Annotated in this window: 18 protein-coding genes and 1 pseudogene; 11 read left to right on the top strand and 8 right to left on the bottom strand. The window is 50.0% G+C overall.

Annotation, left to right across the window (positions count from 1 at the left end):
- Positions 1–96 precede the first annotated feature (96 nt).
- Complete coding sequence (locus tag AF331_RS19620) at positions 97–945, top strand: lipoate--protein ligase family protein (protein ID WP_053429687.1); 849 nt, start codon at positions 97–99, stop codon at positions 943–945.
- A 36-nt stretch (positions 946–981) separates the two neighbouring features.
- On the opposite strand, the gene AF331_RS19615 is transcribed toward AF331_RS19620, so the two are convergent.
- On the bottom strand, positions 982–1728 hold the full coding sequence (locus AF331_RS19615) for an RsfA family transcriptional regulator (RefSeq protein WP_053429686.1): 747 nt from the start codon (positions 1726–1728) through the stop codon (positions 982–984).
- A gap of 121 nt (positions 1729–1849) precedes the next feature.
- Between AF331_RS19615 and AF331_RS22235 the strand changes: the two genes are divergently transcribed.
- The 3 genes from AF331_RS22235 (at position 1850) to AF331_RS19605 (ending at position 5335) form a co-directional block, all read left to right on the top strand.
- A complete protein-coding gene (locus AF331_RS22235) occupies positions 1850–2083 on the top strand; it encodes a hypothetical protein (protein WP_152915719.1) in 234 nt (77 codons plus the stop codon).
- A 1398-nt stretch (positions 2084–3481) separates the two neighbouring features.
- A complete protein-coding gene (locus tag AF331_RS19610; RefSeq protein ID WP_053429685.1) occupies positions 3482–4783 on the top strand; it encodes an HD domain-containing protein in 1302 nt (433 codons plus the stop codon).
- Between the two features lie 48 nt (positions 4784–4831).
- Complete coding sequence (locus tag AF331_RS19605; RefSeq protein WP_053429684.1) at positions 4832–5335, top strand: YwgA family protein; 504 nt, start codon at positions 4832–4834, stop codon at positions 5333–5335.
- A gap of 80 nt (positions 5336–5415) precedes the next feature.
- Here AF331_RS19605 and AF331_RS19600 read toward each other — a convergent pair whose 3' ends face one another.
- Positions 5416–5601 carry a 2-hydroxymuconate tautomerase gene (locus AF331_RS19600; protein ID WP_048004808.1) on the bottom strand — a complete coding sequence of 62 codons (186 nt, stop codon included), beginning with the start codon at positions 5599–5601 and terminating at the stop codon, positions 5416–5418.
- 229 nt (positions 5602–5830) lie between these two features.
- Here AF331_RS19600 and AF331_RS19595 point away from each other — a divergent pair, with 229 nt between their 5' ends.
- Positions 5831–6460 (top strand): site-2 protease family protein, encoded by a 630-nt coding sequence (locus AF331_RS19595; protein ID WP_053429924.1) that lies wholly within the window; start codon positions 5831–5833, stop codon positions 6458–6460.
- A gap of 35 nt (positions 6461–6495) precedes the next feature.
- Positions 6496–7002 carry a YwhD family protein gene (locus AF331_RS19590; RefSeq protein WP_053429683.1) on the top strand — a complete coding sequence of 169 codons (507 nt, stop codon included), beginning with the start codon at positions 6496–6498 and terminating at the stop codon, positions 7000–7002.
- A 156-nt stretch (positions 7003–7158) separates the two neighbouring features.
- On the opposite strand, the gene AF331_RS19585 is transcribed toward AF331_RS19590, so the two are convergent.
- Complete coding sequence (locus tag AF331_RS19585) at positions 7159–9228, bottom strand: transglycosylase domain-containing protein (RefSeq protein WP_053429682.1); 2070 nt, start codon at positions 9226–9228, stop codon at positions 7159–7161.
- Between the two features lie 319 nt (positions 9229–9547).
- On the opposite strand from AF331_RS19585, the gene speE reads away from it, so the two are divergent.
- The 4 genes from speE (at position 9548) to argS (ending at position 13665) form a co-directional block, all read left to right on the top strand.
- Complete coding sequence (speE, locus tag AF331_RS19580; protein ID WP_053429681.1) at positions 9548–10378, top strand: spermidine synthase; 831 nt, start codon at positions 9548–9550, stop codon at positions 10376–10378.
- A gap of 63 nt (positions 10379–10441) precedes the next feature.
- Positions 10442–11311: an agmatinase gene (gene speB / locus AF331_RS19575; protein WP_053429680.1), complete on the top strand. Its 870-nt coding sequence runs from the start codon at positions 10442–10444 to the stop codon at positions 11309–11311.
- A 229-nt stretch (positions 11312–11540) separates the two neighbouring features.
- Entirely contained in the window at positions 11541–11990 is a 450-nt protein-coding gene (locus AF331_RS19570) for a YwiB family protein (RefSeq protein ID WP_053429679.1), read from the top strand.
- Positions 11991–11994: 4 nt separating this feature from the next.
- Positions 11995–13665: an arginine--tRNA ligase gene (gene argS, locus AF331_RS19565; RefSeq protein ID WP_053429678.1), complete on the top strand. Its 1671-nt coding sequence runs from the start codon at positions 11995–11997 to the stop codon at positions 13663–13665.
- A gap of 195 nt (positions 13666–13860) precedes the next feature.
- Here the strand turns inward: argS and AF331_RS22625 are convergent, their stop codons facing one another.
- From AF331_RS22625 to AF331_RS22615, 3 genes are read right to left on the bottom strand one after another with little or no spacing between them, the layout of a single operon-like run.
- Positions 13861–14091, bottom strand: coding sequence for a hypothetical protein (locus AF331_RS22625; RefSeq protein ID WP_160316594.1), 231 nt, complete (start codon positions 14089–14091; stop codon positions 13861–13863).
- A 45-nt stretch (positions 14092–14136) separates the two neighbouring features.
- On the bottom strand, positions 14137–14286 hold the full coding sequence (locus AF331_RS22620; RefSeq protein WP_160316593.1) for a hypothetical protein: 150 nt from the start codon (positions 14284–14286) through the stop codon (positions 14137–14139).
- Positions 14287–14331: 45 nt separating this feature from the next.
- The gene (locus tag AF331_RS22615) at positions 14332–14481 is read right to left on the bottom strand and encodes a hypothetical protein (RefSeq protein ID WP_160316593.1); all 150 of its coding nucleotides are present in this window, start codon (positions 14479–14481) and stop codon (positions 14332–14334) included.
- Positions 14482–15011: 530 nt separating this feature from the next.
- Here AF331_RS22615 and AF331_RS19560 point away from each other — a divergent pair.
- Positions 15012–15446, top strand: coding sequence for a hypothetical protein (locus tag AF331_RS19560; RefSeq protein WP_152915718.1), 435 nt, complete (start codon positions 15012–15014; stop codon positions 15444–15446).
- A gap of 163 nt (positions 15447–15609) precedes the next feature.
- On the opposite strand, the pseudogene AF331_RS19555 reads toward AF331_RS19560, so the two are convergent.
- Both AF331_RS19555 and uvsE read right to left on the bottom strand, forming a co-directional pair.
- Positions 15610–16119 (bottom strand): annotated as a pseudogene (locus tag AF331_RS19555) (Dph6-related ATP pyrophosphatase); the annotation flags it as partial.
- Between the two features lie 82 nt (positions 16120–16201).
- Positions 16202–17155, bottom strand: a complete 954-nt coding sequence (uvsE, locus tag AF331_RS19550; RefSeq protein WP_053429675.1) for a UV DNA damage repair endonuclease UvsE — start codon at positions 17153–17155, stop codon at positions 16202–16204.
- Positions 17156–17162 lie beyond the last annotated feature (7 nt).

Raw genomic sequence — 17162 nt, 5'->3', positions numbered from 1 at the left:
GTTTTAGACCGGTTCCCACGGTGGGAACCGGTCTTTTTTGCTTTATAGGGGCTATGCTATAATGGACAAATCGAAGATACACGAAGGAGAAACATGATGGAGAAAGATAAAGTATATGACCTCCTCCGCCAGGACCGGTGGAGGGTGATTGATCAATCGAGCCTCGGACCGGCCTTCGGTGCCCTGCAGTCGTTCGCCATGGATGATACGTTATGCACCGTCACGGGATCAGGAGACTCCGACCCCACTGCCCGTTCGTGGGTCCACCACCAGACCGTGGTCCTCGGCATCCAGGACACGAAGCTTCCATTTCTGGATGAAGCCCTTGAAGTGCTTGAAGAGGCAGGGTACCGCTATATTGTCCGGAACTCAGGTGGCCTGGCCGTGGTCCTGGATGAAGGGGTTCTCAACCTGTCCCTCGTCTTCCCCGATTCGGAGAAAGGAATCGATATCAACAGGGGATATGATGCCATGTGGCTTCTCATCAAGGAGATGTTCCCTGAAGTAGGCGGGCAGATCGAAGCCAAGGAGATCACCCGCTCCTATTGCCCCGGCGGCTATGATTTGAGTATCAACGACCGGAAGTTCGCCGGCATCTCCCAGCGCAGGATCCGCGGGGGCGTGGCGGTCCAGATCTACCTTTGCGTCAACGGAAGCGGATCGGAACGGGCGGAGCTCATCCGCCGCTTCTATGAGGTGGGGTTGCAGGGTGAACCATCGAAATTCACCTTCCCTGATATCGACCCAAGCGTCATGGCGAGTCTTGCCGAACTGTTAGGGATCGAGCTCACGGTCCAGGATGTGATGATGAGGTTCCTGACGTCCCTCCACTCATTCAGCGGGCAGCTTTACAATTCATCCCTCCAAGGAGAAGAATACGCCATGTATGAAGCGTACTACGAGCGCGTCTTGGACAGGAATGCGAAGGTACTCGGAATGAAATAAGAGGGTGGACCCGATTGACGGGGCCACCCTCTTTTATCATCCTTCTGCCACTTTTTCCAGATTGCCGTTGCGATCCATTTTGAAGCGCGGTGATTTTGCAGCCTCATCTTCATCGAACAGGACCAGCTTTCGTGCCCGGTTCATGATCTGCATGAGGGTTTCATAATCCTCCTGCATGGTCACCGTGTTATTCTCCAACTCATTCACCTTTTTAGCCAATGCCTCATTTTCTTTCCTGAGTTCATGGATTTCACCCTTCAAACGTTGATTCTCAATCTTATATACATCAGAATTGGAAAGGGCATATTGCTGCAGGAACGCAATGACCTTCTCGATGCTCATCTCGCCTTTAGAGGCAACAGGCACTGCTTCATGTACCGGTTCCGGCTGCCCTGCTTCTTCTGCCTGTGGCTTATGGGTGAACTCATCAAGGGAGAAGGGAACATCATCCTCCGGCATTGATAGAGACATAGCATCCAGGTCATCGAACGAAGGTGTAGGCGGCTGATACAACAGCTTCTTCTTCCCACCCTGATCTTTCCCCAGGATACGGTGACGCTGCTTTCTCTGTTTTTTTGCTAGTTGAAGAGCTTTCTCATACTGATGGCGGACAACTGCGTTCCAACGGAATCCACATGCTGCCGACGTACGATTCAATTGATCTCCCACTTCTTCGAAAGCATTAAGCTGAGTGCTTCCCTCCCGCACATGACGAAGGACGGTTTCTGCCAATAAAAGATCATTTTCTTCAGTCCAGGCATCTTGTCTTGATTTAACTGTCATTTCTCTCAACCCCCAAATAATAATATGTCGTTGATATCATCATTGACAGCTCCCGCCATTTTTATACGAATATGCTAAAAAAATTCTGGTCTGCTAGTTTCGTTGCTTGGGTGAACCTCCCTTGCAAAACAAAGACGAAAAGAGTATCGTATGGAACGGTATTGTGTCAAAAGTAGAAAATGCGTCTGAAAAAGACAAATCAATGCCGATTCCAGACGGCAGGGTTAGGCCTTGCACCGCCTCCCAAATCCTTTGTGGAAAAGCCCGTATACCGCCCCGAATAACCCAAAACTTCCCTCGCCAAGAAGGAAGTTTTATTGTTTATAAAGAAGAGCTTATCGATGTTCCATACTGATCACAGACAGCAGAAGACATACAGGGCCAGACGGGTAATGTAAGTAAAAGGATGCGAGAAAGAATGAAACTTATAACCTAGAGTGACATGTTCATTTTGTAATATAACGAAGTTGAAAAGAATCGGAACCGAAAGTGTAGAAAGAGATCCTGAGTCCTACCAAAGAGTGAAATGAAGCGAAGGGGCCCGGACTCCTTCGGAAAAGAGGGATGACCGAGACCCCGCAGGCACGAAGAGGCTCGGACACCCTCCCAAGAAAAGCCGGCCCCGAAGCGGAATGAAACGTCTCGTCCAGAACAATCATGAAGCAGAACCAAAAACGAGCTAGGCGGAAAAAATGAGTGAAAAAAGGGAATCAAAATGTCACCAAAGAGTGAAAAGAAGCGAAGGAATCCGGACTCCTTCGGAAAAGAGGGATGACCGAGACCCCGCAGGCACGAGGAGGCTCGGGCGCCCTCCCGAGGAAAGCCGGCCCCGAAGCGGGATGAAACGCCCAATCCATCACACCAATGAAGCAGAACCAAAAACGAACTAGGCGGAAACAATGAATGAAAAAAGGGAATCAAAGTATCACCAAGAGTGAAAAGAAGCGAAGGGGCCCGGACTCCTTCGGAAAAGAGGGATGACCGAGACCCCGCAGGCACGAAGAGGCTCGGGCGCCCTCCCAAGAAAAGCCGGTCCCACAGCGGGATGGAACGCCCAATCCATCACACCAATGAAGCAGAACCAAAAACGAACTAGGCGGAAACAATGAATGAAAAAAGGGAATCAAAGTATCACCAAGAGTGAAAAGAAGCGAAGGGGCCCGGACTCCTTCGGAAAAGAGGGATGACCGAGACCCCGCAGGCACGAAGAGGCTCGGGCGCCCTCCCAAGAAAAGCCGGTCCCACAGCGGGATGGAACGCCCAATCCATCACACCAATGAAGCAGAACCAAAAACGAACTAGGCGGAAACAATGAATGAAAAAAGGGAATCAAAGTATCACCAAGAGTGAAAAGAAGCGAAGGGATCCGGACTCCTTCGGAAAAGAGGGATGACCGAGACCCCGCAGGCACGAGGAGGCTCGGGCGCCCTCCCGAGGAAAGCCGGTCCCGCAGCGAAATGAAACGTCCCATCCAGAATATCCATTACCCTCCTCCGCAAAACCCATAAATCCAACAAACAGGTTTGCCCCAAACAGAAAAAGGAAATATAGGAACAATGCAGAACTATTCAAAAACCAGCGGCTCTCCACACCTGTCAAGAGGGGACAGAAACACAAAAAAATTTCATTCCCCAAAACATCAGGAATGAAAAGCCTCCAAGACAATTACCTATTTTTTTCGACACAATTCGAGATGAATCGTGGGTAAAAAGCCGCTATAATAGAAAGATGCTAGTTAGGAAGAGGGTAAAAGATGGAGTATGCCAAGCAGAAATTACATGAAGAAAAAGTATTTAAAGACCCTGTTCATCGATACGTTCATGTAAAGGACCGGGTGATCTGGGATTTGATTGGAACAAAAGAGTTTCAACGCCTTCGCAGGATCCGTCAGCTGGGAACTACCTACTTGACCTTCCACGGTGCGGAACACAGCCGTTTCAACCATTCCCTTGGAGTCTATGAAATCATCCGCCGGATCATCGACGATGTATTCGAGGGAAGACCTGAATGGAGCGATGATGAGCGCCTCTTATCCCTTTGTGCCGCCCTGCTGCACGACCTTGGGCATGGACCGTTCTCCCACTCATTCGAAAAAGTCTTCCATATGGATCACGAGCACTTCACCCAGGCAATCATCCTTGGGGACACCGAGGTCAACCAAGTACTGAGAAAAGTGGCAAAAAACTTCCCGAAACATGTAGCGGAAGTCATTGCCAAAACCTATAAGAACAAGCTTGTCGTCAGTCTCATATCCAGTCAGATTGACGCCGATCGCATGGATTATCTGCAAAGGGACGCCTATTTCACAGGAGTAAGCTACGGCCACTTCGATATGGAGCGGATCCTTCGGGTCATGAGACCGCGTGAAGATCAGGTCGTCATCAAGCAGAGCGGGATGCACGCCGTCGAAGACTACATCATGAGCCGCTATCAAATGTATTGGCAGGTTTATTTCCACCCGGTCACACGGAGTGCGGAAGTGATCCTGACGAAGATCTTACATAGGGCGAAGGAGCTTTACGAGGATTCCTACTCCTTCAAACAGGAACCGGTACACTTTTATTCACTGTTTCAAGGGGATGTTTCCCTTGAAGATTACCTGAAGCTTGATGAAGGGGTCATCACGTACTACTTTCAGATTTGGCAGGAAGAAGAAGATCCAATCCTCCGAGACCTGTGCGAGCGGTTCATGAATCGCAATCTGTTCAAATACGTCGAATTCGACCCGGCTAAGGAATATAAGAAGCATAGTGAACTCGAAGCACTCTTCAAAAAAGCAGGCATCGATCCCGACTACTATCTTGTTGTCGATTCTTCCTCCGATCTGCCGTACGATTTTTATCGTCCCGGTGAAGAGGAGGAACGTCTTCCGATCCATCTTCTGATGAAGAACGATGAGCTGAGGGAGCTTTCAAGGCAGTCGGATATCGTCGATTCCATCTCCGGGAAACGCCGGACAGACCATAAACTATACTATCCAGTGGATCTTCTCTATGACGAGTCCACGAAGAAGAATATAAAAAGACAGATTCGCAGCATCTTAGAACTCACATGACGACACGGTGGCTAGACATGCAATACTAGGAGTAGGAGATGACGTACATTGTTGAAAGAACACGCAAAATTGATGAGCGCCTTCATGGCATCGGGCGAAGTGATCGGGAGGAAGAAGCTTCAGAAGATGATCTTCATCGCGAAGAAGCTGGCCTTCCCGTTTCAGGAGCGCTTTGAATTTCATTTCTATGGTCCCTATTCAGAGGAACTGACTCTCAGGGTGGAAGAATTATGCAATATGGGGTTCATCTCGGAAGTCAAGGAGAAGAAGGGTGGCTACTATCAATACCGCTACTCCGTCACAGAAGAAGGAGAGGACTTTTTGAAGATCTATGAAAAGGACATGCCGTTCCTCGAGGATTGCTTAACGGATATGAACGGTCAATCGGCCCGTTTCCTTGAGCTCGTATCGACTGTCCTTTACTTTGATAACCTGCCGAAAGAAGAAGTGGCGGAAAAGGTCTTCACCTTGAAGAGCAAACAAAAGTATACGAATGAAGAAGTGGATGAGGCCTATGCCTACATCGAAAGCTTGAAAAAAGTCATTCACTAGGATGGAGGGGACTGCGCTTGAAGCGGTCCTTTTTTATGTTGGGAAAAGAAAAAACGGCCGCAATATGGGGCCGTCATGGATCATTGGTCGCTTAGGCGCTTGCCGCCGGACGCGTAGTGGTTAGGGGTCATTTCCTCGATGAAGACGACCACTTTCTCTTCAGGTGCTCCAGTCGTTTCGCTGACGGCTTCCGTCACCTTCTCCACGAGTGCGCGCTTTTGATCATCAGTGCGTCCTTCCAGCATCTTCACGGTCACATAAGGCATTTACATTCGCTCCCTGCTTTTGAATTTGATACAATCTGTGATAGGCTTTTGCCTATACCTTAACTGTATCGGGTAACGCTTGGTCAGGCAAGACATATTCAGCCTCCGGATGCAGGACTTTTCCTGTATACTGGGGAATAAGAAAATATATGAAACAGATAAAGGAGTACATATCTTGGAAACATTCCGTCAGCTATTTGAAACCATCTCCATTTTTCGGCTGAACGAGATGCCGTTTGTCATCATTTCCCTCGTCGTGGGATTTACGGTCCATGAGTTTGCCCATGCTTATGTGGCGTATCGTTTCGGGGATCATACGGCGAAGGATCAAGGGCGCCTGACGCTGAATCCGGCTCAGCATCTCGATCCGATCGGGACGATTCTGCTTTTGATCGCTGGTTTCGGGTGGGCAAGGCCGGTACCGGTCCAGCGTTCACGATTTAAAAATCCGAAGCTTGCCGGGATCCTGGTGTCCCTTGCCGGCCCACTCAGCAACTTTTTGGTCGCCTTCATCGCTTACGCCCTGTTCTTTTTCTTTATTGGCGTCAGCGGATTCACGGTCCCATCGTTCATTGTGAATCTTCTTCAGATGATGGTGTACCTGAATGTCCTGCTATTCGTCTTCAATCTGATACCGGTTCCGCCGCTGGACGGATACCGGGTGATCGAGGATCTGGCACCGCCCCATGTACGTTCAAAGATGAGCCAGTATGAGCAGTACGGTGCACTGATTTTCATCATACTCGTCATAACCCCATTGGGGAACTATACGATCAGACCGTTGCTTTTCAACGGAATCTCAGCGGTGAACCAGACATTCAACAGCATTTTCACGGCAATCTATTCACTATTTTCGTAGTCAAAAACCATTGAAATATAGAGGAGTGAGACAGGATGGAGAAGAAGAAAAATATCGGATTCAACATCATCAAAAATGACCCGACGGATGGGCATGGAGGATATGGTGTCGGCGCCCTCAGTCTGGATAATGTATCACCCGTCATGATCGATGTGGAAGCAGGCGAAGCCACCATCGAAGTCGGTGCCATGCACGCACGGAGCCCCATTGAAAAAGGTATCAAGTTCACGAATAACAGGGAAGATTCAGCAGGCGGGAAAAATTACTGGCTGATCTGGGTGACGATCGACCGGATGGAAGACGGTCCCTATTATGCAGGTGTGACAGCCTGTGAACTTGTAGTGAACAGGGAAAAGAGAAGGGGCTATAAATCCATGCCTGAGCATGTGAACCATATGGATAAGTCGATCAAACGCTATATCATCGTCGAACAGATGGATGAAAAGTCCAAGGGGACCCTCGCAGCATTCCTGAAGAATCATGATCAGGGGATGTGGGATCGTTCGAAAGATGAGCTGAAAAGCGCATTGTTAAGCGAATGAAAGCGTTTGTGAACAAACTGTGAACATTTCCTTTGTGTGACTTTCCTATCTTGTGCTTTGCTGAGAATAAAAGTAAAATGAAAGCACAGTTTGCACATAAACTAGGACACGGAAAGACCCGGATCACGCACAGATCCGGGTCTTTCTTTTTTGTGTCTAGAAGATCCAGTCCCTGAACCGATCCAGCCATGGCTTCCGCTTTTTGGATGGTGAGTGGTGGTCCCTGCCATGATCCCCGTCACGGAGATGGGTCTGGCAGTAGTCGGTCGGTTCTGTCCCTTTCACAAAATAAGTGAAGCGCTGGACGGGACAGTCCTTGGTGGCAAGTTTGCCGCTCTGTGGATCCACTGCCACTCCGATCACATTCTTCGTCGGTTTGAAGCTTTTGATCGGTTCATCCTTCAGGGCCTGTTCCATGAAGTTCACCCAGATCTTCTTCGCATAATACTTATCGTTGGCGAGGTTGACTTCCTCGCCTTTATCGAATCCCGTCCATACCCCTGCCGTGAGTTGAGGGGTGAACCCGATCATCCAGTTATCCGTGTCCGTCGTGCCTGATTTCCCGGCATAGGGACGGGTGGCGTCCCCGATGATCTGGGTGCCGGTTACATTGGCATAGCCGTTCAGCTTCGGATCAAAGATCCCTGTCAGCATATGGGTCATGACGAAAGCAAGGTCATGGTCAAGGGCAGGTTCCTTTTTGGGCGCATGCTCGTAGATGGTTTTCCCTGAGTAGTCCACCACCTTGGTGATGAAGACGGGCTTCACTTTGTATCCACCGTTGGCAAACATATTATAGGCGTTCACCATATCGATGACCCTGGTGCCGGATGTTCCGAGAGCAGAGGACGGATACTTTTTGATATCCGTCGTGATACCGAACTGTTCTTTGGCCGTTTTCGGCAACGTGTCCTGGCCGATGAACAGGTGGGTCTTGACTGCATAGATATTATCGGAAAGGGCGATGGCCTGTGCCAGCGTAATGTCCCCGTTTGGGTACTGATTATTATAATTATGGGGTTCATACGTCGACTCCCCGTCATTGAAGGTGAAGGAGGTGGGCTCGCTCTTCATCCTTGTCGACGGCGTATAGCCTTCTTTCAGTGCTGCATAGTAAAGGAGCGGCTTGATCGTGGATCCGGGCTGTCTGATGGCCTGGACGGCACGGTTGAAAGGGCTTTGTTCATAATTTCTGCCCCCGACCATGGCCGATACGTACCCGGAAGAAGGATCCATCGAGACGAATGCAAGCTGAAGATCGGAATCCTGCGGAATCTGTTCAGCCACGACTTTCTCGGCAATTTTCTGGTGATCGGGGTTCAAGGTCGTATAGACTTTCAGCCCACCCATTTCGATGGTACGCTCATCGATCCCGAGTTCTGAATGAAGTACGCTTTTGACGACATCCTGGAAATAGGGTGCGACATTCGCCGTCTGATTCGGATGGGTACCCGTAATGGCGAGCTTATGGTTTTTGGCAGAGTCGGCCTCTTCTTTCGTGATGCGCCCATCTTCCGCCATGGAATCCAGGATGAGAGCCTGTCTTTTCCCAGCGTTGTCTGGATGGCTGATCGGTGAGTAGTAGACTGGGGCCTTCGGAACCCCGGCAAGAACCGCCGCTTCTTCAAGGGTGAGATCCTTCGCGTCTTTTCCGAAGTAGAACTGGCTCGCTGCTTGGATTCCATAAGCCCCGTGGCCGTAATAGATCGTATTCACATAGCCTTCCAGGATTTCTTTCTTGGAGTAATTCATCTCGATGCGCACGGTGTACAGCGCTTCGGAGATTTTTCGCTTCCATGTTTTGTCATGGGAGAGGAAGAGGTTCCGGGCGTACTGCTGGGAGATGGTGCTTGCCCCCTGCACCTTGCTCATCGCCTTCAAGTCGGCAAGTGCTGCGCCTCCCATCCGTTTGAAATCGAACCCATAGTGCTCATAGAACCGTTTATCCTCGACAGAGATCGTCGCTTCGATCAGATAGGGAGAGATGTCATCAAGGTCGACCCAGTATCGCTTTTCTCCTGTATTCGTTTCTCCGATCACAGACCCGTCTTCCCCGTAAAGGAGACTGGCCTGTGGGACTGCGAGTGGGGGCGGACCTTTTACTTTGGCGTAAATGAGCACGGCAAGGAGCATCAATAGGAGGAGTACCACTATGGCAAGGCACGCTGCGGCTGCCAGCCTGATATATTTTTTCGACTTACCCAATTGTTTGACCATCGTCTCCATTCCTTCCCCCTCTTTCTGTCGTTCGTAAGCAGAATCTATCAGACCTGCCTTTCTTATTTAGTAGTATGAGATAATTTGAGGGGTTTTAAACATGATCAGCCGAATATTCACTTCCTTATTGGGGAGTGTGGAATGTTCCTGAAAATTTCACTTGAATTTTTGCGAGTTTCCACTATACTTTTTCTCATGTTTGTATTTATCCTGAAAGGGAAGGATAATGTTGGACAATGAAGACAACCGGTCGAGGGACTGAACAATAGAGCCTGCTGCAGTACACCTTTACTGCAGCCATACCATACATGGAAAGGAAGTAGAACAAATGAGCGGACTTTGGTATACAGAGAAACAAACGGATAACTTCGGGATCACGATGAAGATCAAGAAGACTTTACATACGGAGCAAACGGATTTCCAATACCTTGAAATGGCCGAAACGGAAGAATGGGGGAACATGCTTTTCCTTGACGGAATGGTCATGACAAGTCAGAAAGACGAATTCGTTTATCACGAAATGGTCGCACACGTACCCCTTTTCACCCATCCCAATCCCGAGAACGTCCTGGTCGTCGGTGGAGGCGATGGCGGTGTCATCCGTGAAGTATTGAAGCACCCAAGCGTGAAGAAGGCGGTATTGGTTGATATCGATGGGAAAGTCATCGAGTATTCCAAGAAGTATCTTCCTGAGATTGCAGGAGAACTTGAAAACGAACGTGTCGATGTTCAAGTCGGTGACGGATTCATGCATATCGCCAAAAGTGAAAATGAATACGACGTCATCATGGTCGATTCAACCGAACCTGTAGGACCTGCCGTGAACCTCTTCACAAAAGGCTTCTACGCTGGGATCTCCAAAGCGCTGAAAGAAGACGGGATCTTCGTCGCTCAGTGTGATAACCCATGGTTCAAAGCAGACCTGATCCGCCAAGTACAAAAAGACGTGAAAGAGATCTTCCCGATCACACGTCTTTACACAGCGAACATCCCGACCTATCCAAGCGGCATGTGGGCCTTCACGATCGGTTCCAAAAAATACGATCCGACTGATGTGCCGGCAGAGCGTTTCCACGAAATCGAAACGAAGTACTACACGAAAGAGCTTCACAACGCAGCGTTCATCCTGCCTAAATTCGTGAAAGACCTGACAGAATAAAACAAATGAAAAGGACGGACCTTCGAATCAGGGTCCGTCCTTCTTGAAGAGAGGAAGTATACCATGCGCTTTGATGAAGCCTATTCAGGCAATGTATTTATTAAGAGTCATCCATCATATGAAGAAAGTTCAGTCGTCCTGTACGGCATGCCGATGGATTGGACCGTCAGCTACCGCCCGGGTTCACGCTTTGGCCCGACCCGTATCCGCGAGGTGTCCATCGGGCTTGAAGAATACAGCGCCTACCTGGATCGTGAGCTTGAAGAAGTAAAATACTACGACGCAGGGGATATCCCCCTTCCATTCGGGAACGCCCAGCGCAGTCTTGATATGATCGAAGACTACATCGACGGTCTGCTGGCAGATGGGAAGACACCATTCGGCATGGGTGGAGAACATCTTGTGTCGTGGCCCGTCATGAAAGCCGTAGCGAAAAAACATCCGGATCTTGCCATCATCCACATGGATGCACATACCGATCTGCGTGAAGAGTATGAAGGAGAGCCCCTTTCCCACTCGACGCCGATCCGTAAGATCGCTGAGCACATCGGACCGGAAAATGTGTACTCCTTCGGGATACGTTCCGGCATGAGGGAAGAATTCCAATGGGCGAAGGAAAATGGGATGCATATCTCGAAATTCGAAGTCCTGGAGCCCCTTAAGGAAATCCTGCCGACGCTAGCAGGACGCCCGGTCTATGTCACCATCGACATCGATGTCCTTGACCCGGCCCATGCTCCCGGCACGGGTACAGTGGATGCTGGAGGCATCACGTCCAAAGAACTTCTTGCGTCCATTCACGAAATCGCCCGTTCTGAAGTGAACGTCGTCGGTGCAGATCTTGTGGAGGTTGCGCCGATCTATGATCCATCCGAACAAACGGCCAACACCGCGAGCAAGCTGATCCGTGAAATGCTTCTCGGCTGGATGTAATCAATCATTTTCCTAAGCCCCTTGAGCCTCCGGTCCAAGGGGCTTTTTCCTTATATCCTCCCTGAAATCCCGTCCCTTCCATTGCATTTTATCAGGATAGTTCTTATAATTAATAAGTTAGAGGACAGGCTCCTACAGGCAGCCATGTCCAATGAAGAGACGACTCAGTGGTTCAGGTCACCGATCTGATCCATTACCCATAGCAGCAATACAGCATACTAAAAAGGATGTGAGTGGTTTGACAGCTTCACCGACCGATTCCACCCCTGTCAAAATTCACTTGAAAACAAAGATCACCATCGGGGAAGAGAGCGATTCATATGAATTGGTCTCGTTCGGCCGATATTATGAGAAAGCAGGAGCCGTTTTCCTGAAATACGATGAGGTACAAGAAGAGGGTACCACCAATACGATCGTCAAGCTGACCGACCGTCAGGCCCTGATCCTCCGCAGCGGAGCCGTCAAGATGAGGATGGCCTTCAACGAAGAGGAAGAACAGAATGGCTCGTATGAAAGTCAGTTGGGGACACTGTTATTGACCACCAAGACCCATTCCCTATCCCATACCCAGATGGATACATCCCTTGAAGGGGATTTCAATCTCACCTATCAACTGAAGATGCAAGGCAATCCGGTTGGAGAGTATATCATGTCCATTCATTACAAGGAGGAAGCGTAGACCCATGAATATTGTTGAAAACGTGCAAGAAAAACTGAAAGCTGAAATCAAGGACGCTGTCATTAAAGCGGGACTTGCCACTGAAGACCAGATCCCTGATGTGATCCTGGAGACTCCGAAGGATAAAACCCACGGGGATTATTCCACAAATATGGCGATGCAGCTCGCGCGCGTGGCAAAAAAAGCTCCGCGCATGATTGCAGAAGAGCTGATCAATCACTTTGATCAATCCAAAGCGTCCATCAAGAAGCTGGACATCGCAGGACCGGGCTTCCTCAACTTTTTCATGGACAACGCCTACCTCAACGACTTGATTCCTGTCATCCTTGATGAAGGCCATGACTATGGACAATCCAATGCCGGAAACGGAGAGCGTGTGAACGTGGAATTCGTATCGGCCAATCCTACCGGTGACCTTCACCTTGGTCATGCCCGTGGAGCCGCTGTCGGTGATTCCCTGTGCAACGTCCTCGAGAAGGCAGGCTATGAGGTAACACGTGAGTATTACATCAATGATGCCGGAAACCAGATCCACAACCTTGCTGTATCTGTAGAAGCCCGTTACTTCCAGGCACTCGGCGAAGATAAAGCCATGCCAGAAGACGGATACCACGGTGCCGATATCATCCAGATCGGGAAGGATATCGCTGCCGAGCACGGCCGCACATACGCAGAAGCAAGTGAAGAGGACCGCTATGCGTTCTTCCGTGAATACGGTTTGAAGACCGAAATGGCGAAGCTACAAAAGGACCTTGAAATGTTCCGCGTACCATTCAACGTCTGGTACTCTGAAACATCCCTTTACAATAACGGGAAGATCGATGCTGCACTTCAAACGCTCAAAGACAACGGCCACGTCTACGAAAAAGACGGTGCGACCTGGTTCCAATCGTCTGAACTCGGTGACGATAAGGACCGCGTATTGATCAAAAATGACGGTACGTACACGTACTTGACTCCTGACATTTCCTATCACAAAGACAAGTTCGACCGCGGACACGATGTCCTTATCAACATCTGGGGAGCAGATCACCACGGCTACATCCCTCGTATGAAGGCAGCTGTCGAGGCGCTTGGTTTCGACCGAGACAAGCTTGAAGTGGAAATCATCCAACTTGTCCATCTGTACAAGGACGGCGAGAAGATGAAGATGAGCAAGCGTACAGGTAAAGCCGTGACGCTTCGTGAACTGGTAGAGGAAGTCGGCCTTGATGCCGTTCGTTATTTCTTTGCGATGAGAAGTGCGGATACGCATATGGACTTCGATCTGGATCTTGCCGTTTCCCAGTCGAATGAGAACCCGGTTTATTATGCGCAGTATGCTCATGCACGGATCTGCAGTATCCTTCGTCAGGCAGAGGAGCAGGGACTTGCTTCTGAAGACAAGGTCGACTTGAGCTTGATCGGAACGGAGAAAGAGATCGATCTATTGAAGAAGCTTGGTGAATTCCCGCAGGCGATCGCAGATGCAGCGGAGAAACGCACGCCTCACCGCATGGCCAATTACATCAATGATCTGGCTTCTGCTTTCCATAGCTTCTATAATGCGAATAAAGTTCTTGATGGAGAGAACCGTGAGTTGACTACGGCCCGTCTGGCGCTTGTGAAGACTGTGCGGATTACGCTTCAGAATGCGTTGGCATTGATTGGGGTTTCTGCACCGGAGAAAATGTAAGGTTTTTGTTTAGCGAGTACGCTTCTTTTGGGGCGTGCTCTTTTTTGTGTTGTGGACATGGATAGACGTGGGAGCCAAATTTGTATAAATGGGTATGTGGGAACAGGGGCCGTTCCATTCCGCTGCGACCGTCCGCTTTCCTCGGGGAGTCAGTTGAGCCACTTCAGCTGCGCCTGCAGGGTCTCAAGCTTGCCTCTATTCCCGAAGGAGTCGGCCGGTCTCCGCTGCATTGCACTCTGTGGTGATGGAGGGGGTTGTGAAGGCTACTTTCTGCTTCGGATGAGGATCCTCGGTGGAATCAAAGACCGTTCCATTTCGCTGCGGCCGCCTGCTTTCCTTGGGGAGTGAGTCGAGCCTCCTCAGCTGCGCGTCCGGGGTATCGAACTTCACTCTATTCCCGAAGGAGTCGGCCGGTCTCCGCTGCATTGCACTTTGTGGTGATGGAGGAGGTAGGCATGATGTCTTTCTGCTTTAGATGAGGATCTTGGTGGAGTCAAGGTCCGTTCCATTTCGCTGCGGCCGTCCGCTTTCCTCGGGGAGTGAGTCGAGCCTCCTCAGCTGCGCGTCCGGGGTATCGAACTTCACTCTATTCCCGAAGGAGTCGGCCGGTCTCCGCTGCATTGCACTTTGTGGTGATGGAGGAGGTAGGCATGATGTCTTTCTGCTTTAGATGAGGATCTTGGTGGAGTCAAGGTCCGTTCCATTTCGCTGCGGCCGTCCGCTTTCCTCGGGGAGTGAGTCGAGCCTCCTCAGCTGCGCGTCCGGGGTATCGAACTTCACTCTATTCCCGAAGGAGTCGGCCGGTCTCCGCTGCATTGCACTTTGTGGTGATGGAGGAGGTAGGCATGATGTCTTTCTGCTTTAGATGAGGATCTTGGTGGAGTCAAGGTCCGTTCCATTTCGCTGCGGCCGTCCGCTTTCCTCGGGGATCGAGTCTCCTCAGCTGCNTCGGCCGGTCTCCGCTGCATTGCACTTTGTGGTGATGGAGGAGGTAGGCATGATGTCTTTCTGCTTTAGATGAGGATCTTGGTGGAATCAAAGTCCGTTTCATTCCGCTGCGGCCGCCTGCTTTCCTCGGGGAGTGAGTCGAGCCTCCTCAGTTGCGCTTCCGGGGTCTCGACCTTCACCCTATTCCCGAAGGAGTCGGCCGGTCTCCGCTGTATTGCACTTTGTGGTGATGGATGAGGTTGTGAAGGCTAAATCTTACATCTGCTTTAGATGAGAATTATGGTGGCATCAGGACCGTTTCATTCAGCTGGGGCCGTCTCCTTTTCTCGGGAGTAGGTTTTCTTTGTTATGTAATATTTTCCTGTTATGATAATTCAATAAGAGACGGGGGGATGAGGGTGAGGAAGTATTTATGTGTGTTTGCTGTCTTGTGTTTTCTGACGGGGTGTGGGGTTACGGATCGGGAGGATTTGAAGCCGCCTGATTTGACTATTTCTGCGGGGGGACAGGACTTGTCGTATACCTTGGGTACGTTTACTTGGACGGAAAATAAAAGGTCGGTTGCGTCTGAATCTCTTACTCCTCCTGACCTTGTCGATGTGACAAATGAGGTGGAGGAAGGGACAACTGTATCAATTGATTTTAGTAAGGAACCGGATGTGTTGAAGGTTGGGGTGTGGGAAGATGATGATGAGGTCCTTAAACAAATTGCAGGCAACACCATTACCCTACCGGATGAAAAGGGAGACTTTTTGTATGTCATTAGAGCGGAATGGTCAGAAGGTGACGCGTTATATGCCCTATCTATCAAAACAGTTGGAGCACGACCCTAAATAGTGTGAGGGGCAGTCTGCGGTGAACCACAGACCGCTCGACACATGGTCAGAAAGAGGAGGTGCTTTGCGTATCTTTTTTCAACTGCACATATTCAAACCGATCCCATTTACGAAATGACCCCACAACTGAAAAACGCACTGGGAATGCAAATCGGGGACCGTCGAAGACAAAAGAGTGAAATTCCCCGTTCTCTCCGCAGGGATCTACGTGTTCAGGCAGGTCTTGGAGGAAAGTTTCATCATACTCCCTGCCCAAAAAGGAAGAATCAAGCTGTTCTCCGTCCACGCAGACGATGATGGCCCGGTAGCCGCGTTGGATGAAGCGCTCTGATAAGCTTTTTGTGTCCTCCCCCCAAAGAGGGAAAACGGGCTTCAGTCCTGACGACTCCAGTTGCTTTTCTCTATAGTTCCGGATCTCTTCTAAGAAGAGGTCACCGAATGCCATCTCGGTGAAGCCCTCATGCAAAAGCCCATGGACGGCTGTGCCCATGGTCTCTTCGTATTGTTTATTGGTCGGCGTGTCTTCAAATGAAACAGGGTAGAGGGGGATGCCCAGGGCTTCAGCCTGGATCTTTACAAGATCCAGGGGGACCTCGTGCATCATCATCGTGGAAGAGGCCTTTTGGAAAGTAGTCAGTAAACCATGAGCGGTTCCGATTTTGTCCAGCATCATCATGCTATCACGTCCCCCGCTCCAGGACAGGCATACTTTGTTCATGGGAATCATCCTTTTTCTTCCTAGTATATCAAACTCACCAGGTAAGGGAGGCTCCTGTTAGGCGTTTGACACCCCGGATGGAGGAAAGGTCTTCCACAAGCTTCAGCATGGCCAGATCTTTATGCTTTGCTTCCACCATGATGTCGATGTCCTGATCAAGCTCTTTCACCTGTTTCATGAAGCCTTCGACAAAGGTCGAGTCGACGAGGTCGGCATGGGAGCGGAACGCCTTCTCCGATTTTGGAGAAGAGACGTGGATTTTCGGTACAAGGTCTCGGTGATGCCAGGTGTTGAAGATATCCGGTAAAAGATCCTCGAGCGGCTGTTGACACCGGTTCGCCTCGTGGTGATGGATATCGAGGACCATGGGAGTGTTCGATTGTTGGCACGCAGCCAGCGTTTCCCCTGCATCATAGGTCTTATCGTCATTCTCGAGGGTCATGACCTTCCGGGCTTCATCCGGAAGCGTTTTAAGGTTTTCATGAAACCGTTCCAATGTCTTTTCTTTATCCCCGTAGGTCCCTCCGATATGGATGTTGATGACACCTTGATCTTCTATGCCCATGAGGTCGAGCATCCGGTAGTGATACATCATATCCTTCACAGCGTTTTCCGTTACATGGTCCCGGGGGCTGGTGAAGAGGGTATATTGGTTCGGATGAAAGCTTGCACGGATCCCGAATTTCCGGATCAGTTCTCCAAGTTCTTCCCATTCTTTTTTGAACGGGGAATGGAAGTCCCACTCCACCTCTGGATGGGTGGCGAGGGGCACGAGGGAGCTCGAGAGCCGGTATACTTCGATTTCATGGGCTGCACAGAAGTAGAGGATCCGCTTCGTATGGTACAGGTTGAGTGCGGTCACTTCTTTCAATTTATCCATTCGTTCGGAAGCCGGGAGCTCCGTATAGCGTTTGAATGTCATCGTTTTGGCTGGACTTGCATCCCACAGACTGAGGGAGTTGGCCACGAATCCGAAGCGTATCTTCATCAGGCGA

The organism is Rossellomorea marisflavi (assembly GCF_001274775.1).
GTDB classification, from domain to species: Bacteria; Bacillota; Bacilli; order Bacillales; family Bacillaceae_B; genus Rossellomorea; species Rossellomorea marisflavi.
The sequence above is the reverse complement of the archived record's forward strand: the minus strand, read 5'-3'. Positions and strand labels throughout refer to the sequence as shown.

What these genes read in the sequence shown, in the direction of transcription:
- AF331_RS19620 (WP_053429687.1), top strand. Translation starts at nt 97, where the DNA reads ATGGAGAAAGATAAAGTATATGACCTCCTCCGCCAGGACCGGTGGAGG.
- AF331_RS19615 (WP_053429686.1), bottom strand. Translation starts at nt 1,728, where the DNA reads ATGACAGTTAAATCAAGACAAGATGCCTGGACTGAAGAAAATGATCTT.
- AF331_RS19610 (WP_053429685.1), top strand. Translation starts at nt 3,482, where the DNA reads ATGGAGTATGCCAAGCAGAAATTACATGAAGAAAAAGTATTTAAAGAC.
- AF331_RS19600 (WP_048004808.1), bottom strand. Translation starts at nt 5,601, where the DNA reads ATGCCTTATGTGACCGTGAAGATGCTGGAAGGACGCACTGATGATCAA.
- AF331_RS19595 (WP_053429924.1), top strand. Translation starts at nt 5,831, where the DNA reads ATGCCGTTTGTCATCATTTCCCTCGTCGTGGGATTTACGGTCCATGAG.
- AF331_RS19590 (WP_053429683.1), top strand. Translation starts at nt 6,496, where the DNA reads ATGGAGAAGAAGAAAAATATCGGATTCAACATCATCAAAAATGACCCG.
- AF331_RS19585 (WP_053429682.1), bottom strand. Translation starts at nt 9,228, where the DNA reads ATGGAGACGATGGTCAAACAATTGGGTAAGTCGAAAAAATATATCAGG.
- speE (WP_053429681.1), top strand. Translation starts at nt 9,548, where the DNA reads ATGAGCGGACTTTGGTATACAGAGAAACAAACGGATAACTTCGGGATC.
- speB (WP_053429680.1), top strand. Translation starts at nt 10,442, where the DNA reads ATGCGCTTTGATGAAGCCTATTCAGGCAATGTATTTATTAAGAGTCAT.
- argS (WP_053429678.1), top strand. Translation starts at nt 11,995, where the DNA reads ATGAATATTGTTGAAAACGTGCAAGAAAAACTGAAAGCTGAAATCAAG.
- AF331_RS22625 (WP_160316594.1), bottom strand. Translation starts at nt 14,091, where the DNA reads ATGCAGCGGAGACCGGCCGACTCCTTCGGGAATAGAGTGAAGTTCGAT.
- AF331_RS22620 (WP_160316593.1), bottom strand. Translation starts at nt 14,286, where the DNA reads ATGCAGCGGAGACCGGCCGACTCCTTCGGGAATAGAGTGAAGTTCGAT.
- AF331_RS22615 (WP_160316593.1), bottom strand. Translation starts at nt 14,481, where the DNA reads ATGCAGCGGAGACCGGCCGACTCCTTCGGGAATAGAGTGAAGTTCGAT.
- uvsE (WP_053429675.1), bottom strand. Translation starts at nt 17,155, where the DNA reads ATGAAGATACGCTTCGGATTCGTGGCCAACTCCCTCAGTCTGTGGGAT.